Here is a 20,265-nt window from a genome sequence, read left to right as displayed (position 1 = left end):
CGCCGGGCGGGCGGGGATCGTCGGAGGCGTGCAGCCGACCGTCCGTGATCCCGCACGCCCGGCGTGGCACGCGGTGAGCGCGGACGAGGCCCTTGCCCGCCTCGGCAGCCACCCGGGCGGTCTGACCAGCGCCGAGGCCGAGCGCAGGCTGCGCCACCACGGGCCCAACCGGCTCACCCGGCAGGAGGGCCCGTCGGCGTGGGCCGTGCTCGCCCGCCAGCTCGCCAGCCCCCTGATCTACGCCCTGCTGATCTCCGCGGGCATCGCCTTGGCGCTCGGCGACGTCGCCGACGGTGCCGTCGTGCTCGGCGTCGTCGTGCTCAACGCGGTGATCGGGTTCGTGCAGGAGTACCGCGCGGGCCGCGCGATCCGGGCGCTCGCCCGGCTGGTCTCGGAGCCGGCCAGGGTGCGCCGGGACGGGCGGTGGACGAACGCCCCGGCCGAGGATCTCGTGCCCGGGGACGTGGTCGCCGTCGAGGCGGGCGTCCGGGTGGCCGCGGACCTGCGCGTGCTGCAGGCGCACGGGCTGCGGGCCGACGAGTCCGCGCTCACCGGCGAGTCGGTGCCGGTCGACAAGGACCCGGTCGCCGTCGAGCCGCACGCCGAGCTGGGGGAGCGGCGCTCGATGCTGCACGGCGGCACCATCGTGACCTCGGGCGCCGCCGAGGCGGTCGTCGTGGAGACGGGCGACCGCACCGAGCTCGGCCGCATCTCCGGCCTGCTCGGCGGCATCGAGGTCACCCGGACGCCGCTCACGGCCGCCATGGACCGGCTCGGCGCGCTGGTCACGCGGGCGATCGGCGCGGTCGCCGCCGTGCTGCTCGCGGTGGCGCTGCTGCGCGGCTACCCGCCCGCCGACGCCGTCCTCGCCGCGATCACGCTGGCCGTCGCGGCGATCCCGGAGGGCCTGCCCGCGATCGTGACGATCGCGCTCGCCATCGGCGTCCGGCGGATGGCGCGGCGCCGCGCGGTGGTCCGCGAGCTGCCCGCCGTGGAGACGCTCGGGTCGACGTCGGTCATCTGCACGGACAAGACCGGCACGCTGACCCGCAACGAGATGGTGGTCCGGCGGGCGTGGGTGCCCGGCGGCGGCGAGGTCGAGTTCTCCGGCGTCGGCTACGCCGAGGGCGGGGGGATGCGGGTGCGCACCCCGACGGCGGGCCTCGACGACGCCGTCCGGGCGCTGCTCGAGGCGGGCGCGCTCGCGAACGAGGCGCACCTGTCCGGCGCGGGGGCCGAGCGGACGGTGCTCGGCGACCCGACCGACGGGGCGCTGCTGGTGGCCGCCGAGCGCGGCGGGATCGACCTCGCGGCGCTGTTCGCCGAGCGCCCGCCCGGGGCCGTCGTGCCGTTCGACCCGCAGCGCCGGTTCATGGCGAGCACGCCTGCGGGTGCGGCCGTGACGTTCCTCAAGGGGGCGCCGGAGGTGTTGCTCTCCCGCGTCGACCCCGCCGTGGCCGCGGCGGCCCAGCGCGCCCTCGACGTCTACGCCGCCGACGGCATGCGGGTGCTCGCGGTCGCCCGCGCGCCCGGTGCGGCGGACGAGGCCGTCCTGGACCGCGGGCGGCTCGAGCTGCTCGGCCTCGTCGCCCTGATCGACCCGCCGCGGCCCGGGGTCGTCGACGCCGTCGCCGACTGCAAGCGCGCGGGGATCCGGGTCAAGATGATCACCGGCGACCACGCGGCCACCGCCGCCGCGATCGGCCGCGACCTGGGCATCGAGGGCGAGTCGTCCGCGATGACCGGGGCCGAGATCGAGCGCAGCTCGGACGAGGAGCTGCGCGAGCGCGTGCGCTCGACCGACGTGTTCGCCCGCGTCGCCCCCGAGCACAAGCTGCGGCTGGTGCGGGCGCTGCAGGCCGGTGGCGCGGTGACGGCGATGACCGGCGACGGCGTCAACGACGCCCCCGCGCTGCGGCAGGCCGACATCGGGGTCGCGATGGGGCGTGCCGGCACCGCGGCCGCGAAGGAGGCCGCCGACATCGTCCTCGGCGACGACGACTTCGCCACCATCCGCGCCGCCGTCGAGGAGGGCAGGCGCGTCTACGACAACCTCATCAAGGCGCTGGCCTTCGCGCTGCCCACCAACGGCGGCGAGGCGCTCGTCGTCCTCGTCGCGGTGCTCGCGTTCCCCGTGGTCGGCGGAGTGCCGGTGCTGCCGATCGAGCCGGTGCAGATCCTGTGGATCAACCTCGTGGCGACCGTGTCGCTGGCCCTGCCGATCGCGTTCGAGGTGCTCGAGCCGGGGGCGATGGAGCGGCCGCCGCGGCGGCGCGACGAGCCGCTGCTGTCGCGGTTCGTCGTCACGCGCACGATCTGGGTCGGCGCGCTCATGGCCGCGGTCGCGATCGCGCTGTTCCTGCTCGCCCGCGGCGACGGCGTGGCGCAGGCCCAGACCCTCGCGGTCACCTCGATCGCGTTCTTCCAGATCTTCTACCTCGTGATGTGCCGTACCCGCACCGCGCCGCTGCGCACCGTCGGATGGGCGTCCAACCGGTGGGTCTTCGTCGGCATCGCGGTCCTGCTGGTGCTGCAGGCGGCCGTGGTGCACCTGCCGGTGGCGCAGGCGGTGTTCCGCACCGCCGACCTCACGCCGGCGCAGTGGGCGCTGGCCGCCGCCGCGGGCGCGGTGGTCGTGCCGATCGTCGCGGTCGAGAAGTGGTGGGCGCGCCGCGTCGGCACCGGGTAGCCCGATCCGGTGATCGGAGCGTCTTCAGCAGTTGCTAACGTTCGCAACTTCGAAGACCGCCAAGGCCGAGGGAGACGCCGTGAGCACGCCGCTGCACCAGCTCAAGGCCGAGTTCTTCAAAACGCTCGGCCACCCGGTGCGGATCCGGGTGCTCGAGCTGCTCAGCGTCCGGGAGCACGCCGTGTCGGAGCTGCTCAAGGAGATCGAGATCGAGCCGGCGAACCTCTCGCAGCAGCTGGCGGTGCTGCGCCGCGCGGGTCTGGTGACCGCGCGCCGGGAAGGGACGTCGATGTACTACGCGCTGACCAGCCCGCAGGTCTCGGAGCTGCTGGCGGTGGCCCGGTCGATCCTCACCGGTGTCCTGTCCGGCCAGCTCGAGCTGCTCGACGAGAGGACCTCGTCGTGATCGGGCTCTGGCGGAAGATCCGGCGGACCGGGCGGGTCGCCGAGCCCGCGCCGCCCGCGCCGGAGGCCGGCCCGGCCGCCCCGGCGCTTTCCGGTTCGGTGCAGATCCGGCACGTCGACGCCGGGTCGTGCAACGGGTGCGAGGTGGAGATCGGGTCGGCCTTCGGGCCGGTCCACGACGCCGAGCGCTACGGGGCGCGGCTGGTCGCCTCGCCGCGGCACGCCGACGCGCTGATCGTCACCGGGCCCGTCACGCGCAACATGGCCGAGCCGCTGCGGCGGACCTACGAGGCCGTGCCGCGGCCCCGGGTCGTGGTCGCGGTGGGCGACTGCGCCCGCAACTGCGGGGTGTTCGCCGGCGCCTACGGCGTGGTCGGGCCGGTCTCCGAGATCGTCCCGGTGGACGCGGAGGTCGCCGGGTGCCCGCCCCGGCCGGAGGCCATCGTCGCGGCGCTGAGGGGCCTGACCGGCCGATGAACGTCACAGGGGTTGCCCTCGTCGCGGCGCTCGTCGCCGGGTTCGGCGGGGGCGTGGCGGGCCTCGTCGTGCCGCGCACGGTCCGGCCCGTGGTGGTGGGCGCGTGCGTCGCCGCGGCCGGTGCGCTCGCCACCCTCGCCGGGGTGGCGGCGATGGCGGGCGTCGCCTGGTCGGCGGCGTTGCCCTGGCTGCTGCCGCTCACCGGCGTCGAGCTCGCGGTGGACCCGCTCGGCGGGGTGTTCCTCGCCGTCACCGGCGCGGTCGCGGTGGCGGCGGGCGTGTACGGGATCGGCTACGCCCGCGGCGGGCTCGACGGGCGCGCCGTGCAGGCGGCCCTGCCGGTGTTCGTCGCATCGCTGCTGCTCGTCCCGGCCGCGGGCAGCATCGGCACGCTGCTCGTGTGCTGGGAGCTGATGGCGCTCGCGTCGCTGCTGCTGGTGCTCGCCGAGCACGGCAAGCGCGCCGAGGTGGCCTCGGCGGGCCGCTGGTACGCGGTGATGACCCACCTCGGGTTCGTGGCGATCCTCGTCGGGCTCCTGGTGCTGGCCGGCGCGACCGGCGACGGCTCGTTCGCGGCCGTGCGGGAGCAGGCCCGGGCGCCCGAGACGGCCGGGCTGGTGTTCGTCTGCTGCCTGGTCGGGTTCGGCTCCAAGGCGGGCGTGCTGCCCCTGCACGCGTGGCTGCCGCGGGCGCACCCCGAGGCGCCCAGCCACGTGTCGGCGCTGATGTCGGCGGCGATGGTCAACCTCGGCGTGTACGGGATCCTGCGCGTGGGGTTCGACCTGCTCGGCGGCGGCGCGCCGTGGTGGTGGCTCGCCGTGCTGGTGCTCGGCGCCGCGTCCGCGGTGTACGGCATCCTGCAGGCCGCGGTGGGCAGCGACCTCAAGCGGCTGCTGGGCTACTCCACCACCGAGAACATGGGGCTGGTGCTGGTCGGCGTCGGCGCGGGCGGCATGTTCGCCGCGAGCGGCGACGCCGTGCTCGCCGCGCTGGCGCTCACCGCCGCGCTGCTGCACGTGGTGGCGCACGCCGCGTTCAAGACGCTGCTGTTCCTCGCGGCGGGCTCGGTGCTGCACGGCACCGGCCTGCGCGACCTCGACGCCATGGGCGGGCTGCGCCCGGTCATGCCGTTCACGACGGTGGCGTTCGGGCTGGGCGCGCTGACGGCGTCGGCGCTGCCACCCGGCGCGGCGTTCGTCAGCGAGTGGGTGCTCTTGCAGGCGCTCGTCCACGGCGCGGGCAGCGGCACGGTGGTGGCGTCGTCGATCGTGCTGCCGGTGGCGGTGGGCGCGGTGGCGCTCACCGCGGGGCTCGCCGTCGCGACGTTCGTCAAGGCCTTCGGGGTGGGCTTCCTCGCCCGGCCGCGCAGCGCCGCCGCCGCGGAGGCGCACGAGAGCCCGCCGACCATGCTGGCCGGGATGGCGCTGGCCGGGCTCGCCTGCGTCGGGCTCGCGGTCCTGCCCACCGTCGTCCTCCCGGCCGTGGCGGGCGTCGCGGGCGGGGTGACCGGTTCGGGCCCCGCGGTGACCGGCGCGGTGACGATCCAGCTCACGGGCGTGTCGGGGACGATGTCACCGCTGCTGCTGGTCGCCGCGCTCGCCGTCGCGACCGCGCTCGTCGCCGCGGTCGTCTCCCGGCGGTCCGCCCGGCGGGCGCGGCTGTGGGACTGCGGCGGCGGGCCCATGTCGGCCCGCATGGAGTACACCGCCACCTCGTTCGCCGAGCCGCTGCAGCGCGTGTTCGACAACGTGCTCGCCCCCGACCAGGACGTCGACGTGACCCACTACGAGGAGTCCCGCTACCTCGTGCGGGCGGTGGCCTACCGGCGCACCCTGCGCGACCGGGTCGAGCACCGCCTCTACGAGCCCGTGCTCGCCGCGGTGCGCGGATGGGGCCGGGCCGGGCGCAGGCTCGCCGACGGCAGCGTGCACCGCTACCTGACCTACGGGTTCGCCACGCTGTGCGGCCTGCTCGTGCTGATGGTGGTGACCCGGTGAGCGCGCTCGGGCTGGTGGGCGGCCTGCTGCAGGCCGTCCTGGTCGTCGGCGGGGCCCCGCTGCTGCTCGGGATGATGCGGCAGGTCCGGGCCCGGCTGGAGGGCCGCGCGGGCCCCGGGATCGCCCAGCCGTGGCGGGACCTGCGCAAGCAGCTGCGCAAGGAGACCATCACCCCGCGCGGCACGAGCGAGATGTTCCGGGTCGCGCCGGTGCTGATGGTGGCGATGACGCTGGTGGTCGCGGTCGTCGTGCCCTTCGTCGGCACCGCGTCGGCGCTGCCCGCCGTCGCCGACCTGATCGTCGTGGTGGCCCTGCTCGCGCACGGCAGCGTCGCGATCGCCCTGGCCGGGCTGGACACCGGGACCGCGTTCGGCGGGATGGGCGCGAGCCGCGAGGTCACGATCCTCGCCCTCGTCGAGCCCACCGCGCTGGTGGCGATCTTCGCGCTGTCGGTGCGGGTCGGCTCGACGAGCCTGCCGGAGATCGTGGGCTCCACGCTCGACGACCCGGCGCGGGTGGTGTCCCCGGCGAGCCTGCTGGCCGCGGTCGCGCTCGCGATGGTGATCATCGCCGAGACCGGGCGGCTGCCGGTGGACAACCCGTCGACGCACCTGGAGCTGACCATGGTGCACGAGGCGATGGTGCTGGAGTACGCCGGACCGCGGCTCGCGCTCGTCGAGCTCGGCACGGCCATGCGGCTCACGGTGTACCTCGGCCTGCTGGCCAACCTGTTCGTGCCGTGGGGGGTGGCCACCGAACCCGGCGTGCCGGCGCTGCTGGTCGGCGCGGTCGCCTTCGCGGTGAAGGTCGGGGCGCTCGGCGCCGCGCTGGCCTGCGCCGAGGTGTTCCTGGCCAAGCTGCGGCTGTTCCGCGTGCCCGAGCTCCTGGCCGGCTCGTTCCTGCTCGCGGTGCTCGCCGTCACCGCGGCCTACGTCCTGGGGTGAGTGGTGCACGCGATCCAGTTGCTCAACCTCGCCGCCGGCGCCCTGCTGCTCACGGCCGTGCTCGTGCTGTGGCGGCGCGAGCTGCCGGTCATCGTGCGGGTCTTCGCGGTCCAGGGCGTCGCGCTCGCGGCGCTGGTCGCCGCGCTGGCCCGGGAGGAGGGCTCGGCCGAGCTGGCGGCGGTGGCCGTCGGGTGCCTCGTGCTGCGCGGCGCGGTGCTGCCGTGGCTGCTGCGCCGCGCCCTCGCCGGCGCCGGCGAGGTGCAGCGCGAGACCCGGCCCGTCATCAACGTCGCCACGTCGCTGCTCGCGGCCGCCGCGCTCACGCTGCTCGCGCTCGCCGTGTCGCGGCCGCTGGTGGATCTCGCGCCGACGCCGGCGTCGCGGGCGGTCCCGTTCGCGATCGCCGTGGTCCTGATCGGGTTCCTCGTGCTGGTGACGCGCCGGCACGCGGTGTCGCAGCTGGTCGGGTTCCTGTTGATGGACAACGGCATCACGGCGGTCGGCTTCCTCACCACCTCGGGCATCGGGCTGGTCGTCGAGATCGGGGTGGCGCTGGACGTCCTGCTCGTCGTGCTCGTGCTGCAGGTGCTCACCGGCCGGATGCGGGAGGCGTTCGGCGACACCGACCTCGACGAGCTGCGGGAGCTGCACGACTGATGGAGACCCTGCTGGTGGTGGCGCCGTTCGCGGTACCCGCGCTCGGCGCCCTCGGCTACGCCGCCGCCGGATGGCGGCGCGCGACGGCGGGCCTGGCCGCGGTGGCGGCGGTGCTGTCGCTGCTCGCGGCGGCGCTGCTCGCCCGGGAGGTGGTGGTCCGGGGGCCGCTCGAGGCCGGGCCGCTGCTGCGCGCCGACGCGGTGAGCGCGTTCATGCTGATCGCGATCGCCGCGGTGGCGGTGCTGGTCGCGCTGGCCACGCCCGCGCACCTCGCGACCGAGCTCGCGGCCGGGCGGATCGAGCCGCGCACGGCCACCCGCCACGTCGTGCTCGTGCAGGCCTTCCTCGCGGCGATGGCGCTCGCGGTGCTGGCCGCCGACCTGGGCGTGCTGTGGGTCGCCGTCGAGGGCACCACGATCGTCACCGCGTTCCTGGTCGGGCAGCGGCGCACGCGCGCGGCGGTGGAGGCGGCCTGGAAGTACGTGGTGATCTGCTCGGCCGGGATCGCGCTGGCGCTGCTCGGCATCGTCGTGCTCAACCACGCCTCCGCCCACTCCGGCACCGGCGCGGGGCTGGACTGGGCGGCGCTCGCCGTCGCGGCGCCCCAGCTCGACCCGGGCGTCACCCGCATCGCGGTCGTGCTGCTGGTCGTCGGGTTCGGGGCGAAGGCGGGGCTCGCGCCGCTGCACGCGTGGCTGCCCGACGCCCACAGCCAGGCGCCCGCCCCGGTGTCGGCGCTGATGTCCGGCGTGCTGCTGTCGGTCGCCTTCTACGCGGTCCTGCGGGTCAAGGTCGTCTCCGACGCCGTGCTCGGCCCCGGGTTCGCCCGCGCGCTGCTGCTCGCGGCCGCGCTCGCGTCGCTGGTGATCGCGGCGTCGCTGCTGATCGCGCAGCGCGACTACAAGCGGATGCTCGCCTACTCCAGCATCGAGCACATGGGCCTGCTCGCCCTCGGCGCCGCCGTGGGCGGGCCGCTCGCCACCGCCGCCGTGCTGCTGCACGTCCTCGGCCACGGCCTGGCCAAGAGCGTGCTGTTCCTCGGCGCGGGACGCGTCCTGCAGCTCACCGGCACCAGCCGCATCGCCGACGTCAGGGGCCTCGCCGCGGGCCAGCCCGTCCTCGCCGGGAGCATCGGGCTCGGCGTGCTCGCGCTGATCGGGCTGCCGCCGTTCAGCCTGTTCGCGAGCGAGCTCGGCATCGCCCGCGCCGGCTTCGGGTCCGGCACGGGCTGGGCGGTCGCCGCCGCGCTCCTGCTCGTCGTGGTGATCGGCGCCGCGCTGGTCAACCACACCAGCCGGATGGTGCTCGGGCCCCGGCGCGAGGGCCCGGGCGCGGCCCCCGCGCCGCAGCCGCTGCCCCGCGCCACCGCGGTCGCGCTGGTCGCGGGCCTCGCGGCCTGCGTCGCGCTGGGCCTGACCACCGGCCCGCTGACCGGCCTGCTCGCCGCGGCCGCCGAGATCCTCACCGGAGCGCCATGACCGCCGTGACCCCCCACCCCACCCTGCGCCCGAACGAGCTGCCCGACCGCGCGGCCGAGCTCCTGGAGGGCGGCGCCCGGCTCGCGCTCGTCGCGGGCCACGACGACCGGCCCGCGGGCGGCGGGCTGCGCGCGGTGTACCTGTTCACCGGCCCGGACGTCGGTGCGCGCACGGAGCTGCACGTCCCGGTCGACCCCGACGAGCCGCATCTGCCGAGCCTCGCCGGGCTGTCGTTCCCGGCCGGTCGGTTCGAGCGCGAGATGCGCGACCTGTTCGGGATCGTGCCCGTCGGGCACCCGCTGCCGCGGCGGCTCGTGCGCCACTTCCACTGGCCGCGCGGCTGGTTCCCGATGCTCTCCGACGCCGGGGCGCCGCCGGAGTTCGGCGACGTCGACGGCCCGTTCCCGTTCCGGGAGGTCGAGGGCGCCGGCGTGTACGAGATCCCGGTCGGCCCGGTGCACGCCGGCATGATCGGGCCGGGCCACTTCCGGTTCTCGGTGGTCGGGGAGACCATCCTCAAGCTCAAGGCCCGGCTGTGGTTCGTCCACCGCGGGCTGGAGAAGCTCGTGGAGGGCCGGTTGCCCGCCGACGCCCTCCCGGTGGCCGAGCGGGTCAGCGGCGACACCACGGTCGGCCACGCGCTGGCGTTCTGCCAGGCCGTCGAGGACGCCACCGGGATCGCCGTCGACGAGGACGTCCGCAGGCTGCGGATGGTCGTGCTCGAGCTGGAGCGGCTCTACAACCACGTCGCCGACATCGGGGCGCTGTGCAACGACGTCGGCCACGGCGTGCTCAACGCGCACGCGCTGCGCATCCGCGAGCGGTTGCTGCGGCTGAACGACCAGGTCACCGGCCACCGGCTGCTGCGCGGCGCGGTCGGGATCGGCACGGCCACCGTGCTGCGGCTGCCCGACCCCGACGAGCTCGTCGACATCGCCCGCGACGTCGACGAGGTCGTCACCCTCGCGCTGGACCACAGCGTGGTCCGCGACCGCTTCGCCGGTACCGCCGTGCTCACCCGCGAGCAGGCCGCCGACCTCGGCACGCTCGGCTACGTCGCCCGCGCGAGCGGGCTGCAGGTCGACGCCCGCCACGACCACCCGACGCTCTCCGCGGCGTTCTCCCGGCCGGAGCACCGCCACACCGGCGGGGACGTGCTCGCCCGCTTCAGCGTCCGCGCCGAGGAGGTCGCCGCGTCCGTCGACATGATCGCCGCGCTGGTCTCCCACCTCGGTGGCGTGCCGGCCGGCCGCCGGCCGGAGGCGGGTAGCGGTGCGGCCGGTTCGGGCGTCGGGATCGTCGAGGGGTGGCGCGGCACGATCGTGCACCGCGTCGAGCTGGCCGTGGACGGCACGGTCGCGCGGCTCAAGGTCGTCGACCCCAGCTTCTTCAACTGGCCCGCGCTGCCGGTGGCGCTCGCCGACACGATCGTCCCGGACTTCCCGCTGGTCAACAAGAGCTTCAACCTGTCCTACGCGGGCAACGACCTCTGAGGCGGGTCCGCGGCGAGGGACCGGACGAGGTCGGCGGCGGTCACGATGCCGACCAGGCCGCGCCGGCCGATCACGAGCACGACGTCCGTGCCCGCGCTCGTCATGCAGCGGGCCGCGTCGGAGCGGCGGGCGCGTTCGTCCACCGACGTCACCGGCCGGACCAGCCGGCCGACCGGCGTCGCGGCCCGGTCGGCGGGCGCGGAGCGGCCGCTCGCGAGGTGGCGGAGCACGTCGGTCTCCCGGAGCACGGCGCGGCACCGGTTGCCGTAGAAGACCGGCAGGTGGTGCACGTCGGCCGACGCCATGAGCGCGAGCGCGGTCGAGACCGACGCGTCCGGGGTGATGGCGACGATGTGGCGGCTCATCACCGACCTGATGGGCGGGTCGTCGTCGCGGGTCTCGGGTGGCGCCGCGAGGCGCTCGGGGCCGGTGCTCATGACTGTCACTCCCTCGTGCGTCGGGCTCGAGGGTCGCCTCCACGCGGTCAGCCGGGCAGGGGCGCAGGGCCCGCGGCCGCGAGGCCGGAGGTCACCGGGCGAGATTCGGGGTCGAGCCGGACCTCCTGCAGGCCGGGGGTCTGCTCGGGGCGGTGCGTCACGACCAGCGCGGTGCGCCCCGCGGTGGCCGTGAGCAGTTCGGCGGCGAGCGCGTCGGCGGTCGCCGGGTCGAGGTGGGCGGTGGGCTCGTCGAACAGCAGCACCGGCCGGTCCGCGAGCAGCGCCCTGGCCACCCCGATCCGCTGGCGCTCCCCGCCGGAGACCGTCCCGCCGTGCTCGCCCACGTGCGTGTCGAGGCCGTCGGGGAGCGCGTCGTACCACGCGCCGAGCCGGGCCCGGCGCAGCGCCCGGACCAGCTCGTCGTCGTCGGCGTCCGGCGCGGCGAGCTGGAGGTTGGCCCGCAGGGTGGAGTCGAACAGGTGCGTCCACGACCCGCACCAGGCGATGCCGGCGCGGACGTCGTCGCCCGAGAGCTCGCGCGCGTCGCGGTGGTCGGCGAGGATGCGTCCTGCGCTCGGGGCGACGGTGCGCAGCAGCGCCGCGACCACGGTGGACTTGCCGGACCCGGACGGCCCGGTGAGCGCGATCCGGGTGCCCGGGGTCAGGTCGAGGTCGACGCCGCGGACGGCGTCCTCGGCCGCCCCCGGCCAGCGGACGGCGAGGTCCTCGGTGGCCAGCGCCGACGGCGGCGCGACGGGCACGGGGGAGGCCGGGTCGGGCACGGACGGCGGGCGCTGCTCGAGCGCGCGCAGCCGAGCCGCGGCGGGGACGGCCGACAGCAGGCGGACCGCGGCGTCGGGGAGGGCCGCGACGACCTCGGCGAGGGCCAGCGGGGTGAGCGCCAGCACGGCGACCGCCTGGCCGGGCAGCGACCCCGCCCGCAGCGCGGCGACCCCGACCGCGAGTGCGACCACCGCCGTCGCGCCGATCGCGAGCTCGGCGACGCCGCTGCCCAGCCCTCGCGCGGTCGCCGCACGGCGCAGCAGCGCCGTCAGCCGCGCGTCGGCCGCGGCCAGGCCGGCCCGGTACCGCTGCGCGGCGCCGAAGACGATCAGGTCGGGCGCCGCGTCGAGGAGCTCGACCGCCCGCGCCACGACGTCGCCGCGCGCCGCCGCCGTGCACCGTTCGCTGCGGTGCACGGCCCACGCGGTGGCGGCCGGGGCGCCGACCCCGGCGAGCGCCAGCCCGAGCGCGACCACGAGCCCCGCCCCCGGGTGCAGGAGCGTGAACCCGACGACGGTGCCGAGCCCCACGCAGGCCGCGGCTGCGGCCGGGACCACGACCCGCACGAGCAGGTCCTGCTGGGCGTCGACGTCGCCGATGAGGCGGGAGAGCAGCTCGCCGCGGCGTTGGCGGGCCGTCACGGCGGGCCCGAGCCGGACGAGGGCCTTCCAGATCCGCACCCGCAGCTCGCTCGAGGCCCGCAGCGCGGCGTCGTGGGAGGCGAGGCGCTCGGCGTAGCGCAGCACGCCTTTGCCGATGCCGAACGTGCGCACCGCGACGATCGCGACCAGCAGCGCGAGCACCGGCGGGTGCAGCGCGGCGGCGGAGATCAGCCAGGCCGAGGTGGCGGTGAGCGCGACGCCGCAGCCGAGCGCCAACGCGCCCAGCAGCACGGCGAGGCCGAGGCGGTGCCACACCGGTCGGGCGGTGGCGAGCGACCAGCGCAGCGGGCCGAGGGCCGCGTGGTCCGCGCTCGTCGCGGGCGGAGGTGCCGGCGGAGATGCCGGCGCGGCCGCCCGAACCGTGACCGGCTCCGCGTCGGCCGGCCGGGCGTCGTCGGGCTGTCGCCGGGTGGGGACCGGGGTCAGGTCGAGCACCCGGTCGCAGTGCACCAGCACCGCGTCGCGGTGGCTGACGATCACGGCGGTGCGCCCGGCGAGCACGCGGGGCAGCGCGTCGACGATCGCGGCCTCGGTGGCGGCGTCGACGCCCTCGGTCGGCTCGTCGAGCAGCAGCAGCGGCCGGTCGGCGAGCACGGCCCTGGCCAGCGCGATCCGGCGGCGCTGTCCGGTGGACAGCCCCGTGCCGTCCTCGCCGACGCGGGCGTCGAGCGGGACGTCGAGCGCGGCGGTCCGCGCCGCCGCGGCCACCCGGTCCGGTGGTGCGTCGGGGTCGGCGAGGCGGATGTTGTCGGCGACGGTGCCGGTGAGCAGGACGGGGTGCTGCGGGACCCAGGCCACCCGGCGCCGCCAGTCGTCGGGGTCGATGTCGGTGAGGTCGACGCCGCCGACGGTGATCCGCCCGGCGTCGGGGGTGCGCAGCCCGAGCAGCAGGTCGAGCAGCGTCGACTTGCCCGCCCCGCTGCGCCCGCGGACGCCGAGCACCGTGCCGGGCGGCAGGACGAGGCCGAACCGGTCGAGCACGGGGCCGCCGCGCCCGTCGACGCGGACGCGGTGCAGGGCGATCGGCTCCCGGGAGGGGTCAGGGGCGGGGACGCGGGCCCCACCCCCGGCCGCGGGCGTCTCCAGCACGGCGAAGACCTCGTTCGCCGCGGCGAGGCCCTCCGCGGAGTCGTGGAACCGGGCCCCGACCGCGCGCAGCGGGAGGTAGACCTCGGGGGCGAGCACGAGCACGAGCAGCGCCGTGGCGAGGTCGAGCCGGCCCTCGACCAGCCGCAGCCCGATCGAGACGGCGACCAGGGCCACCGACAGCGTGGCGAGCAGCTCCAGCGCGAGCGCGGACAGGAAAGCGACCCGCAGGGTGCGCATGGTGGCGCGGCGGTAGGAGTTCGCGAGCTCCCGCAGCCGCGACTCCTGCCGCCCCGCCCGGCCGAAGCAGACCAGCACCTCGAGGCCGGCGACGAGGTCGAGGAAGTGGTGGCCCAGCACGGCCAGCGCCCGGTACTGCCGCTTCGTCGAGCGCTCGGTGTGCAGCCCGATGAGGATCATGAACAGCGGGATGAGCGGCACCGTGACCGCGATGACCAGCCCGGAGACCCAGTCCGCGACGAGGATCCGCCCGGCGACCACCGCGGGCACGACCGCGGCGACCAGCAGCGCGGGCAGGTAGCGGCCGAAGTAGCCGTCGAGGCCGTCGAGGCCGCGGGTGGCGGTGGTCGCGAGCTCGCCGCGCGGCGGCAGGTCGCGGTGGCGCGGCCCGAGCCGCAGCACGTGCTCGACGAACCGCGCCCGCAGCTCGCCGATCACCGCCGCGGCCGCCCGGTGCGCGGCGGCCTCGCCCGCCCACGCGAGCACGGCGCGCCCCGCGACCACGGCGAGCAGCCCCGCGAGCAGCGGGGCCAGGTCCGCGAGCGTCGCGCCGCCGAGGAACGCCGCCGTGATGCCGTCCGCGAGCAGCTGCGCCTGGGCGAGCACGAGCACGGCGGTGGCGATCGCGACCGCGGCGGCCAGCCCGACGTAGCGCCGGGCCGCCGCCGCGTGCCGCAGGAGCCGCGGGTCGAGCGGCTTCATCGCGCCGTCGCGGGCACACCCGACGACGCCGGGATGTCCGACGGCCGGATCCGGCGCCGGAACACCCAGAACGTCCACCCCTGGTAGGCGAGCACGATCGGGGTGAACACGGCGGCCACCCACGTCATGATCGTCAACGTGTACGGGGTGGAGGCGGCGTTCGTCGTGGTCAGGCTGTAGGCGGGGTCGATCGTCGACGGCAGCACGTCGGGGTAGAGCGAGCCGAACAGGGTGACGGTCACCGCGACGATCGCGACCGCGGTGAGCGCGAACGCCCACCCGTCGCGGCGGTTCACCAGCCACAGCCCGCCGGCGAGCGCCGCGGCGGCCACCGCGACGGCGCCGACCGTCCAGCCCGCGCCGTGCGCGAGCTCGGTCCAGACGAGGAACGCGCCGCCCACGACGAGGGCGAGCAGGCCGCCGCGGCGGGCGACGTCCACCGCGCGCTCCCGGACCGGGCCCTCGGTCTTCAGCGCGAGGAACACCGCGCCGTGCAGGCCGAACAGCGCCACCGTGGCCAGCCCGCCGAGCAGCGCGTACGGGTTGAGCAGCGTGAGCAGCGTGCCGGTGTAGGCGTGCTGCGCGTCCAGCGGGACGCCCCGCACGATGTTCGCGAACGCCACGCCCCACAGCAGGGCGGGGACGAGCGAGCCGAAGACGATCGCGCGGTCCCAGTTGCGCCGCCACCGCTCGCTGTCGATCTTGCCGCGGAACTCGAACGCCACCCCGCGCAGGATCAGCGCGAGGAGGATCAGCAGCAGGGCGAGGTAGAACCCGGAGAACAGGCTCGCGTACCACTCGGGGAAGGCGGCGAAGGTGGCGCCGCCCGCGACGATGAGCCACACCTCGTTGCCGTCCCAGACCGGGCCGATCGTGTTGATCGCGACCCGACGGTCGTTGTCGGTGCGGCCCACGACGGGCAGCAGCATGCCGACCCCGAAGTCGAACCCCTCCAGGACGAAGTAGCCGGTCCACAGGACGGCGATGAGCAGGAACCAGATGTCGGTGAGTGCCATTGGGGTGCGTCCTCGTGACTCAGTAGTAGGTCGTGGCGAGTGCGCTCGGCACGCCGGCCGTCTCGTCCTCGCCCTCGGCGGCCGGCGCCGGGGGTGGGACCTCGGCGGCGTAGCGGACCATCAGGAGGCCGTCGATCACCGCCAGCACGCCGTAGAGCAGCGTGAACACGATCAGCGAGGTGAGCACGCTCGCCGTCCCGACCTCGGGGGAGACGCCGTCCGCGGTCCGCAGCACCTCGAACACCAGCCACGGCTGGCGGCCCATCTCGGTGAAGATCCAGCCGACGCTGTTGGCGGCGAACGGGGTCACGAGGGTGAGCAGGGCCGCGCGGTAGAACCACCGCGGCACGGGCCCGCGCGCACGGCGGCGGGTGAACCACAGCCCGGCGGCGGCGACCAGCCCGGCCAGCAGCCCGAACCCGATCATCAGCCGGAACGTCCAGTACGTGACCGGGATCATCGGCCGGTAGTCGCCGGGGCCGTGGGCCCGCTCGGCCGCGGCCTGCAGGTCGTTGATGCCCTCGACCTCGCCGTCGAACGTGCCGGTCGCCATGAACGACAGCACCCCCGGCACCCGGATGCTGAACAGCTCCTGCGACCCGTCCAGCGTGCCGATGGTGAACAGCGAGAACGACGCGGGTGCCGAGGTCTCGTAGAGCGCCTCGGCGGCGGCCATCTTCATCGGCTGCTGCTCGGTCATCAGCCGGGCCTGCAGGTCGCCGGTGACGACGGTGCCCAGCGCCGCGATCAGCGTGACGACCAGCCCGATCCGGATCGACGGGCGCATGACGTCGACGTGGCGCTCCTTCGCGAGGTGCCACGCGCTGATCGCCAGCACGAACACGCCGCCGGTCACGAAGCAGGCCGCGATCGTGTGCAGGAAGGCGCCGACCGCGGTGGAGTTGGTGAGCACCGCGCCGAAGTCGGTGAGCTCGGCGCGCCCGGTGGCCTCGTTGACCACGTAGCCGACCGGGTGCTGCATCCACGAGTTCGCGGCCAGGATGAAGTAGGCCGAGAGCATCGTGCCGATCGAGACGAGCCAGATGCAGGCCAGGTGCACCTTCTGCGGCAGCTTGTCCCACCCGAAGATCCACAGGCCGAGGAACGTCGACTCCAGGAAGAACGCGAGCAGCCCCTCGATGGCGAGCGGCGCGCCGAAGATGTCGCCGACGAACCGGCTGTACTCGCTCCAGTTCATCCCGAACTGGAACTCCTGCACGATGCCGGTCACCACGCCCATGGCGAAGTTGATCAGGAAGAGCTTCCCCCAGAACTTCGTCATGCGCAGGTAGCGCTCGTCGCCCCGGCGCACCCACACCGTCTGCATCCCCGCGACGAGCGCGGAGAGCCCGATCGTCAACGGGACGAACAGGAAGTGGTACAGGGTGGTGACCGCGAACTGCCACCGGGCGAGGTCGAGGTTCATGACCCCGAGGGTCACGGGCCCGGACCGATCTTCGGCAGGGTCTCCGGATGGGCGCCTTCGAGGTCACGGGTCCCGATGGGCCCGGGACCTTCGCCCGGGCCGACCCGGTCCGACCGGCCCGGATCGGGTCGAACGGCCCCCGCAGCGGAGGCCGGGCGCACCTGCCCGAACCGGCCGCTACCGGGGGAGTGTCGAGGCATGGAGACACACAGCGGGCGGACCGTCGTGGCCGGTGTCGACGGGTCGGAGACCGCCCTGCGCGCGGTGCGCTGGGCCGCGGCGGAGGCCGCCCGGCGCCGCGTCCCCTTGCGCGTCGTGATCGCGTTCGAGTGGACGCACAACCACCCGATCGGCAGGGTCAACCTCGGCGCGAGCTACCGGGAGATCATGCTGAACCAGGCGCGCCGCCACCTCGCCGACGCCGCTGCCGCCGCCGAGGAGGCGGTCGGGGGCCTCGAGGTGGAGCAGCAGCTCGTGGTCGGCTACCCGATCCCCGTGCTCGCCGCCGAGTCCGAGCGCGCCCAGCTCGTGGTGATCGGCGACCGCGGCCTCGGCGGTGTGTCGGGCCTCCTGCTGGGCTCGGTCGCCGCCGGGCTCGGCACGCACGCGAAGTCCCCGCTGGTCGTCGTCCGCGGCGAGCAGGACCCCGAACCCGCCGCCCCGATCGTCGTCGGCGTGGACGGCTCACCCCTCAGCGACCCCGCGCTCGGGTTCGCGTACGAGGCGGCCGCGGCCCGCGGCGTCTCCCTGATCGCGCTGCACGCCTGGCGCGACGTCGTGAGCGAGATCGACGTGGCCCCGCTCCTCGACCGCGACGCCATCGAGTCCGAGGAGGCGGAGGTGCTGGCCGAGCGCCTCGCCGGCTGGGGCGAGAAGTACCCCGACGTTCCGGTGCAGCGCGTCGTCACCCGGCAACGCCCCGCCCAGGCGCTGGTGGAGCAGTCCCGCCGCGCCCAGCTCGTCGTGGTCGGCTCGCGCGGCCGCGGCGCCTTCGCCGGCCTGGCGCTCGGCTCGGTGAGCCACGCCGTGCTGTACCGCGCGCACTGCCCGGTCGCGATCGTGCGCGTCGACGCCGGGGGTGAGGACCGATGAACGGCGTCGGGGCGGCGGTCGTCGGGCTCGTCCTCGCGCTCGCCGTCATGGCGTTCTCGGCTGTCGCGGTGGTCGTGCTGGCGGTGGCCGCTGCCATCGGTGGGGTGGTGTGGCGGGCGTTCGGTCGGTGAGCCGCAGCGCAGCGCTTCGCACACCTCGATCCCGCTCTTTCGGGTTGGAACCCGGCTTTCCACGCAGCCGCTGGGATCCGCGTCGACAGCAGGAGCAGGCCGAGGACGTGCTCCACGTCGAGGCTGTCGCCCTGCCGTGTCGAGCTGATCGTCTGTGGCTGATGTGCAGGCCGGCGCCGTGTGCATCTCCACCAGGCTCTCCGCCTTCCCGGTGAGCGGCTCGGCGCCGGGAACGGGTGTTCCGTCGGGGCGCCGGAACACCCACTCCCCGCGGTCGATTTCGTCGCCGTGATCAGGTTGTCGACATCGGTCGTACCGCCCAGCTCCCACGGGATGATGTGGTGCGGGTTCCGATACGGGGTGTGTGAACACCCGGGGAATCGGCGCTGTTCTCCATCCCGCGCGGTCAGCGCCCGCACCTGGGCGTCGGGGGCGAAGCGGCGGGAGCGGCCGAGGTACCTGCGGTTGCCGGCCCGGTCGTCGAGCAGGAGCTGGACCTTCGCATCGCAGGCGAGTCGTCGCGCGGTGGTGGGGGGCCGGCGCGGAGCCGTTGTCTGGGCGGGCGGCGCCGGTGGAGGCGTCGACGTGCACGAGCACCTCGGCGTTGCCGCGCTCGACCACCGTCGCGTCCTCGGTGCGACCGCTCGCCGCGGAGGTCGGCCCGCTGGGCATCCGGGTGGTCGTGGTCGAGCCCGGGGCGTTCCGCACCGCGTTCTCCGGGCCGTCGCTCGTGCAGAGCGCGCGGATCGCCGACTACGACGACACGGTCGGGCCCACCCGCGAGATGATCACCGGGCTGGACGGCGTGCAGCCGGGCGACCCCGCGCTCGCCGCCGCGGCGATCCTCGCCGCGCTCGACGCGGAGCGCCCCCCGTTGCGGCTCCCGCTCGGTGCGGACGCGGTCGACGGGATCCTCGGCCACCTCGAGTCCGTCCGGGCCGAGGTCCGGGAATGGCAGGACGTGGCGCGGGCGACGGCCTTCCCGCCGGTGGCCGAGCCGGCGTCGCAATAGGCGACACAAATCCGTCCGATCGAACCGTTGACAACAACCTTTCGCGCTGCCAGGCTGTATCAGCCTTCCTGATACAGGCGCGAGGTCGGGCGTACCTCGGGCTGCCGGTGTCGGCTCGTCCCGGAGGTGCACATGGGTGTGCGCAGCGCGCAGGGTGTGTCTCGGCGCCTCGCCGAGTTCGTCGCGGGCACCGCCGAGGCGCGGGTGCCCGAGGCCGCGAAGGCGGCCGCGGCCCGCTCCCTGCTCGACGCCGTCGGCGTGTCGCTGGCGGCGACCGGGCTCGGCGAGGGCACCGCGGCGTTCACCGACCTGGTCCGCGCGGAGGCCGGCCGCGGCGTGAGCACGCTGCTGTGGGACCGCACCCGGGCGCCCGCGGCCGCCGCTGCCCTCGCCAACGGGGCGCTCGCGCACGCCCTGGACTTCGAGGATGCGGTGGACGGGCTTCCGGTCCACCCGAACGCGCAGGTCGTCCCCGCGGCGCTGGCGCTCGCCGAGGAGCACGACGCCTGCGGGGCGGCGCTGCTGGCGAGCGTGGCCATCGGCAGCGACGTCGCCTGCCGGGTCGCCGCCGTCGCCGGCGAGCGCATGGCCGAGCGGGGCTGGTACCCACCGCCCCTCGCCGGTGCGATCGGGGCGACGGTGGCGGGCGCGTTCCTCGCCGGGCTCGCCGCCGACGAGGTGGTCGACGCGCTGTCGCTCGTCGTCTCCCAGGCCACGGCGAGCGGGGAGGTCAAGCACAGCCCGGACGGCGTGATCCGCGGGATCCGCGACGCCTTCGCCGCGCACGCCGCGGTGCGCGCGGTGCAGCTCGCCGGCCGCGGGGTGCGCGGGTTCGCCGCCCCGCTGGAAGGGGAGGCCGGCTTCCTCGCCGCCTACGCGGGAGCCGACGTCGACGCGGGCGCGCTGCTCGACGGCCTCGGGGAGGACTTCGGGGGGACCCGCGTGGCCTTCAAACCCTGGCCGAGCTGCCGCGGCACCCACGCGTTCATCGCCGCCGCGCTGCGGCTGCGCGCCGAGGCCGATCTGGCCGCGGTCGAGGCGATCGAGCTCGTCGGCGCGCCCGTGAACCGGATGCTCGCCGAGCCGCTCATGGCCAAGCGCGCCCCGCGCACCGCGATCGACGCGAAGTTCAGCCTCCCGTTCACGGTGGCGCTCGCCCTCGTCGACGGCGCCGTGGAGCTCGCCTCCTTCGCCCCCGACCGCCTGGGCCGGCCCGAGGTGCTCGCCGTGGCGCGGAAGGTGACCTTCCACCCCGAGCCGACGTGGGCCACCCCGGCCCGGATGACCTCCGGTCGGCTCACCCTCCGCTACGCCGACGGCCGGCAGCGGACGCTCGAGATCATCCGCCCGCCGGGCGGGCCGGACGCACCGATCAGCACGGGAGCGCTCGTGGCGAAGTTCGTCGACTGCGCCGCGCATGCGGCGCACCCGCCCGCCGACCCCGAGCACCTCGCCGCGCGGCTGCTGGACATCGGCTCCGCGCCGTCCGTTCGCGACCTGTTCGCACCCGCCACCGCGACGACCGGGAGCTGGTGACC

At 75.8% G+C, this 20,265-nt stretch carries 16 protein-coding genes; 12 read left to right on the top strand and 4 right to left on the bottom strand.

Annotated elements, in window-relative coordinates:
* The first annotated feature begins 28 nt into the window (after positions 1-28).
* The 8 genes from VKZ81_RS05120 to VKZ81_RS05085 all read left to right on the top strand — a co-directional run bounded on the left by VKZ81_RS05120 (position 29) and on the right by VKZ81_RS05085 (position 10,140).
* Positions 29-2,689, top strand: a complete 2,661-nt coding sequence (locus tag VKZ81_RS05120) for a cation-translocating P-type ATPase (RefSeq protein ID WP_324240239.1) — start codon at positions 29-31, stop codon at positions 2,687-2,689.
* A 79-nt stretch (positions 2,690-2,768) separates the two neighbouring features.
* On the top strand, positions 2,769-3,095 hold the full coding sequence (locus tag VKZ81_RS05115) for an ArsR/SmtB family transcription factor (protein ID WP_324240238.1): 327 nt from the start codon (positions 2,769-2,771) through the stop codon (positions 3,093-3,095).
* Positions 3,092-3,571 carry an NADH-quinone oxidoreductase subunit B family protein gene (locus VKZ81_RS05110; protein WP_324240237.1) on the top strand — a complete coding sequence of 160 codons (480 nt, stop codon included), beginning with the start codon at positions 3,092-3,094 and terminating at the stop codon, positions 3,569-3,571. Before VKZ81_RS05115 ends, VKZ81_RS05110 begins: the two co-directional genes overlap by 4 nt.
* Positions 3,568-5,568: a proton-conducting transporter transmembrane domain-containing protein gene (locus tag VKZ81_RS05105; protein WP_324240236.1), complete on the top strand. Its 2,001-nt coding sequence runs from the start codon at positions 3,568-3,570 to the stop codon at positions 5,566-5,568. Before VKZ81_RS05110 ends, VKZ81_RS05105 begins: the two co-directional genes overlap by 4 nt.
* Positions 5,565-6,512, top strand: coding sequence for a respiratory chain complex I subunit 1 family protein (locus VKZ81_RS05100; protein WP_324240235.1), 948 nt, complete (start codon positions 5,565-5,567; stop codon positions 6,510-6,512). The genes VKZ81_RS05105 and VKZ81_RS05100 overlap by 4 nt, the downstream gene beginning before the upstream one ends.
* Positions 6,513-6,515: 3 nt before the next feature.
* Positions 6,516-7,169 (top strand): hypothetical protein, encoded by a 654-nt coding sequence (locus VKZ81_RS05095; RefSeq protein ID WP_324240234.1) that lies wholly within the window; start codon positions 6,516-6,518, stop codon positions 7,167-7,169.
* Complete coding sequence (locus tag VKZ81_RS05090) at positions 7,169-8,647, top strand: proton-conducting transporter transmembrane domain-containing protein (protein ID WP_324240233.1); 1,479 nt, start codon at positions 7,169-7,171, stop codon at positions 8,645-8,647. The genes VKZ81_RS05095 and VKZ81_RS05090 overlap by 1 nt, the downstream gene beginning before the upstream one ends.
* Entirely contained in the window at positions 8,644-10,140 is a 1,497-nt protein-coding gene (locus VKZ81_RS05085) for a hydrogenase large subunit (protein ID WP_324240232.1), read from the top strand. The genes VKZ81_RS05090 and VKZ81_RS05085 overlap by 4 nt, the downstream gene beginning before the upstream one ends.
* Here VKZ81_RS05085 and VKZ81_RS05080 read toward each other — a convergent pair.
* Genes VKZ81_RS05080 through VKZ81_RS05065 form a run of 4 tightly spaced genes read right to left on the bottom strand, consistent with a single transcriptional unit; the run spans position 10,119 to position 16,492 of the window.
* Positions 10,119-10,577, bottom strand: a complete 459-nt coding sequence (locus VKZ81_RS05080; protein WP_324240231.1) for a CBS domain-containing protein — start codon at positions 10,575-10,577, stop codon at positions 10,119-10,121. The two genes, VKZ81_RS05085 and VKZ81_RS05080, sit on opposite strands and share 22 nt — an antisense overlap.
* Positions 10,578-10,624: 47 nt before the next feature.
* Positions 10,625-14,050 carry a thiol reductant ABC exporter subunit CydD gene (gene cydD / locus VKZ81_RS05075; RefSeq protein ID WP_324240230.1) on the bottom strand — a complete coding sequence of 1,142 codons (3,426 nt, stop codon included), beginning with the start codon at positions 14,048-14,050 and terminating at the stop codon, positions 10,625-10,627.
* Positions 14,047-15,066 (bottom strand): cytochrome d ubiquinol oxidase subunit II, encoded by a 1,020-nt coding sequence (gene cydB / locus VKZ81_RS05070; protein ID WP_324240229.1) that lies wholly within the window; start codon positions 15,064-15,066, stop codon positions 14,047-14,049. Before cydB ends, cydD begins: the two co-directional genes overlap by 4 nt.
* 19 nt (positions 15,067-15,085) lie before the next feature.
* Positions 15,086-16,492: a cytochrome ubiquinol oxidase subunit I gene (locus VKZ81_RS05065; protein ID WP_324240228.1), complete on the bottom strand. Its 1,407-nt coding sequence runs from the start codon at positions 16,490-16,492 to the stop codon at positions 15,086-15,088.
* A 198-nt stretch (positions 16,493-16,690) separates the two neighbouring features.
* On the opposite strand from VKZ81_RS05065, the gene VKZ81_RS05060 reads away from it, so the two are divergent.
* The 4 genes from VKZ81_RS05060 (at position 16,691) to VKZ81_RS05045 (ending at position 20,263) form a co-directional block, all read left to right on the top strand.
* Positions 16,691-17,584: a universal stress protein gene (locus VKZ81_RS05060; RefSeq protein ID WP_324240227.1), complete on the top strand. Its 894-nt coding sequence runs from the start codon at positions 16,691-16,693 to the stop codon at positions 17,582-17,584.
* Positions 17,581-17,715 (top strand): hypothetical protein, encoded by a 135-nt coding sequence (locus VKZ81_RS05055; protein ID WP_324240226.1) that lies wholly within the window; start codon positions 17,581-17,583, stop codon positions 17,713-17,715. Before VKZ81_RS05060 ends, VKZ81_RS05055 begins: the two co-directional genes overlap by 4 nt.
* A gap of 634 nt (positions 17,716-18,349) precedes the next feature.
* Positions 18,350-18,727 (top strand): Rossmann-fold NAD(P)-binding domain-containing protein, encoded by a 378-nt coding sequence (locus tag VKZ81_RS05050; protein WP_324240225.1) that lies wholly within the window; start codon positions 18,350-18,352, stop codon positions 18,725-18,727.
* A gap of 132 nt (positions 18,728-18,859) precedes the next feature.
* Positions 18,860-20,263, top strand: a complete 1,404-nt coding sequence (locus VKZ81_RS05045) for an MmgE/PrpD family protein (RefSeq protein ID WP_324240224.1) — start codon at positions 18,860-18,862, stop codon at positions 20,261-20,263.
* Positions 20,264-20,265: the final 2 nt, after the last annotated feature.

It is taken from the genome of Pseudonocardia sp. (assembly GCF_035305885.1).
In the GTDB taxonomy this organism is placed as follows: Bacteria; Actinomycetota; Actinomycetes; order Mycobacteriales; family Pseudonocardiaceae; genus Pseudonocardia.
Note: the sequence above shows the minus strand (reverse complement) of the source record. Positions and strands in the feature narration are given on the sequence as shown.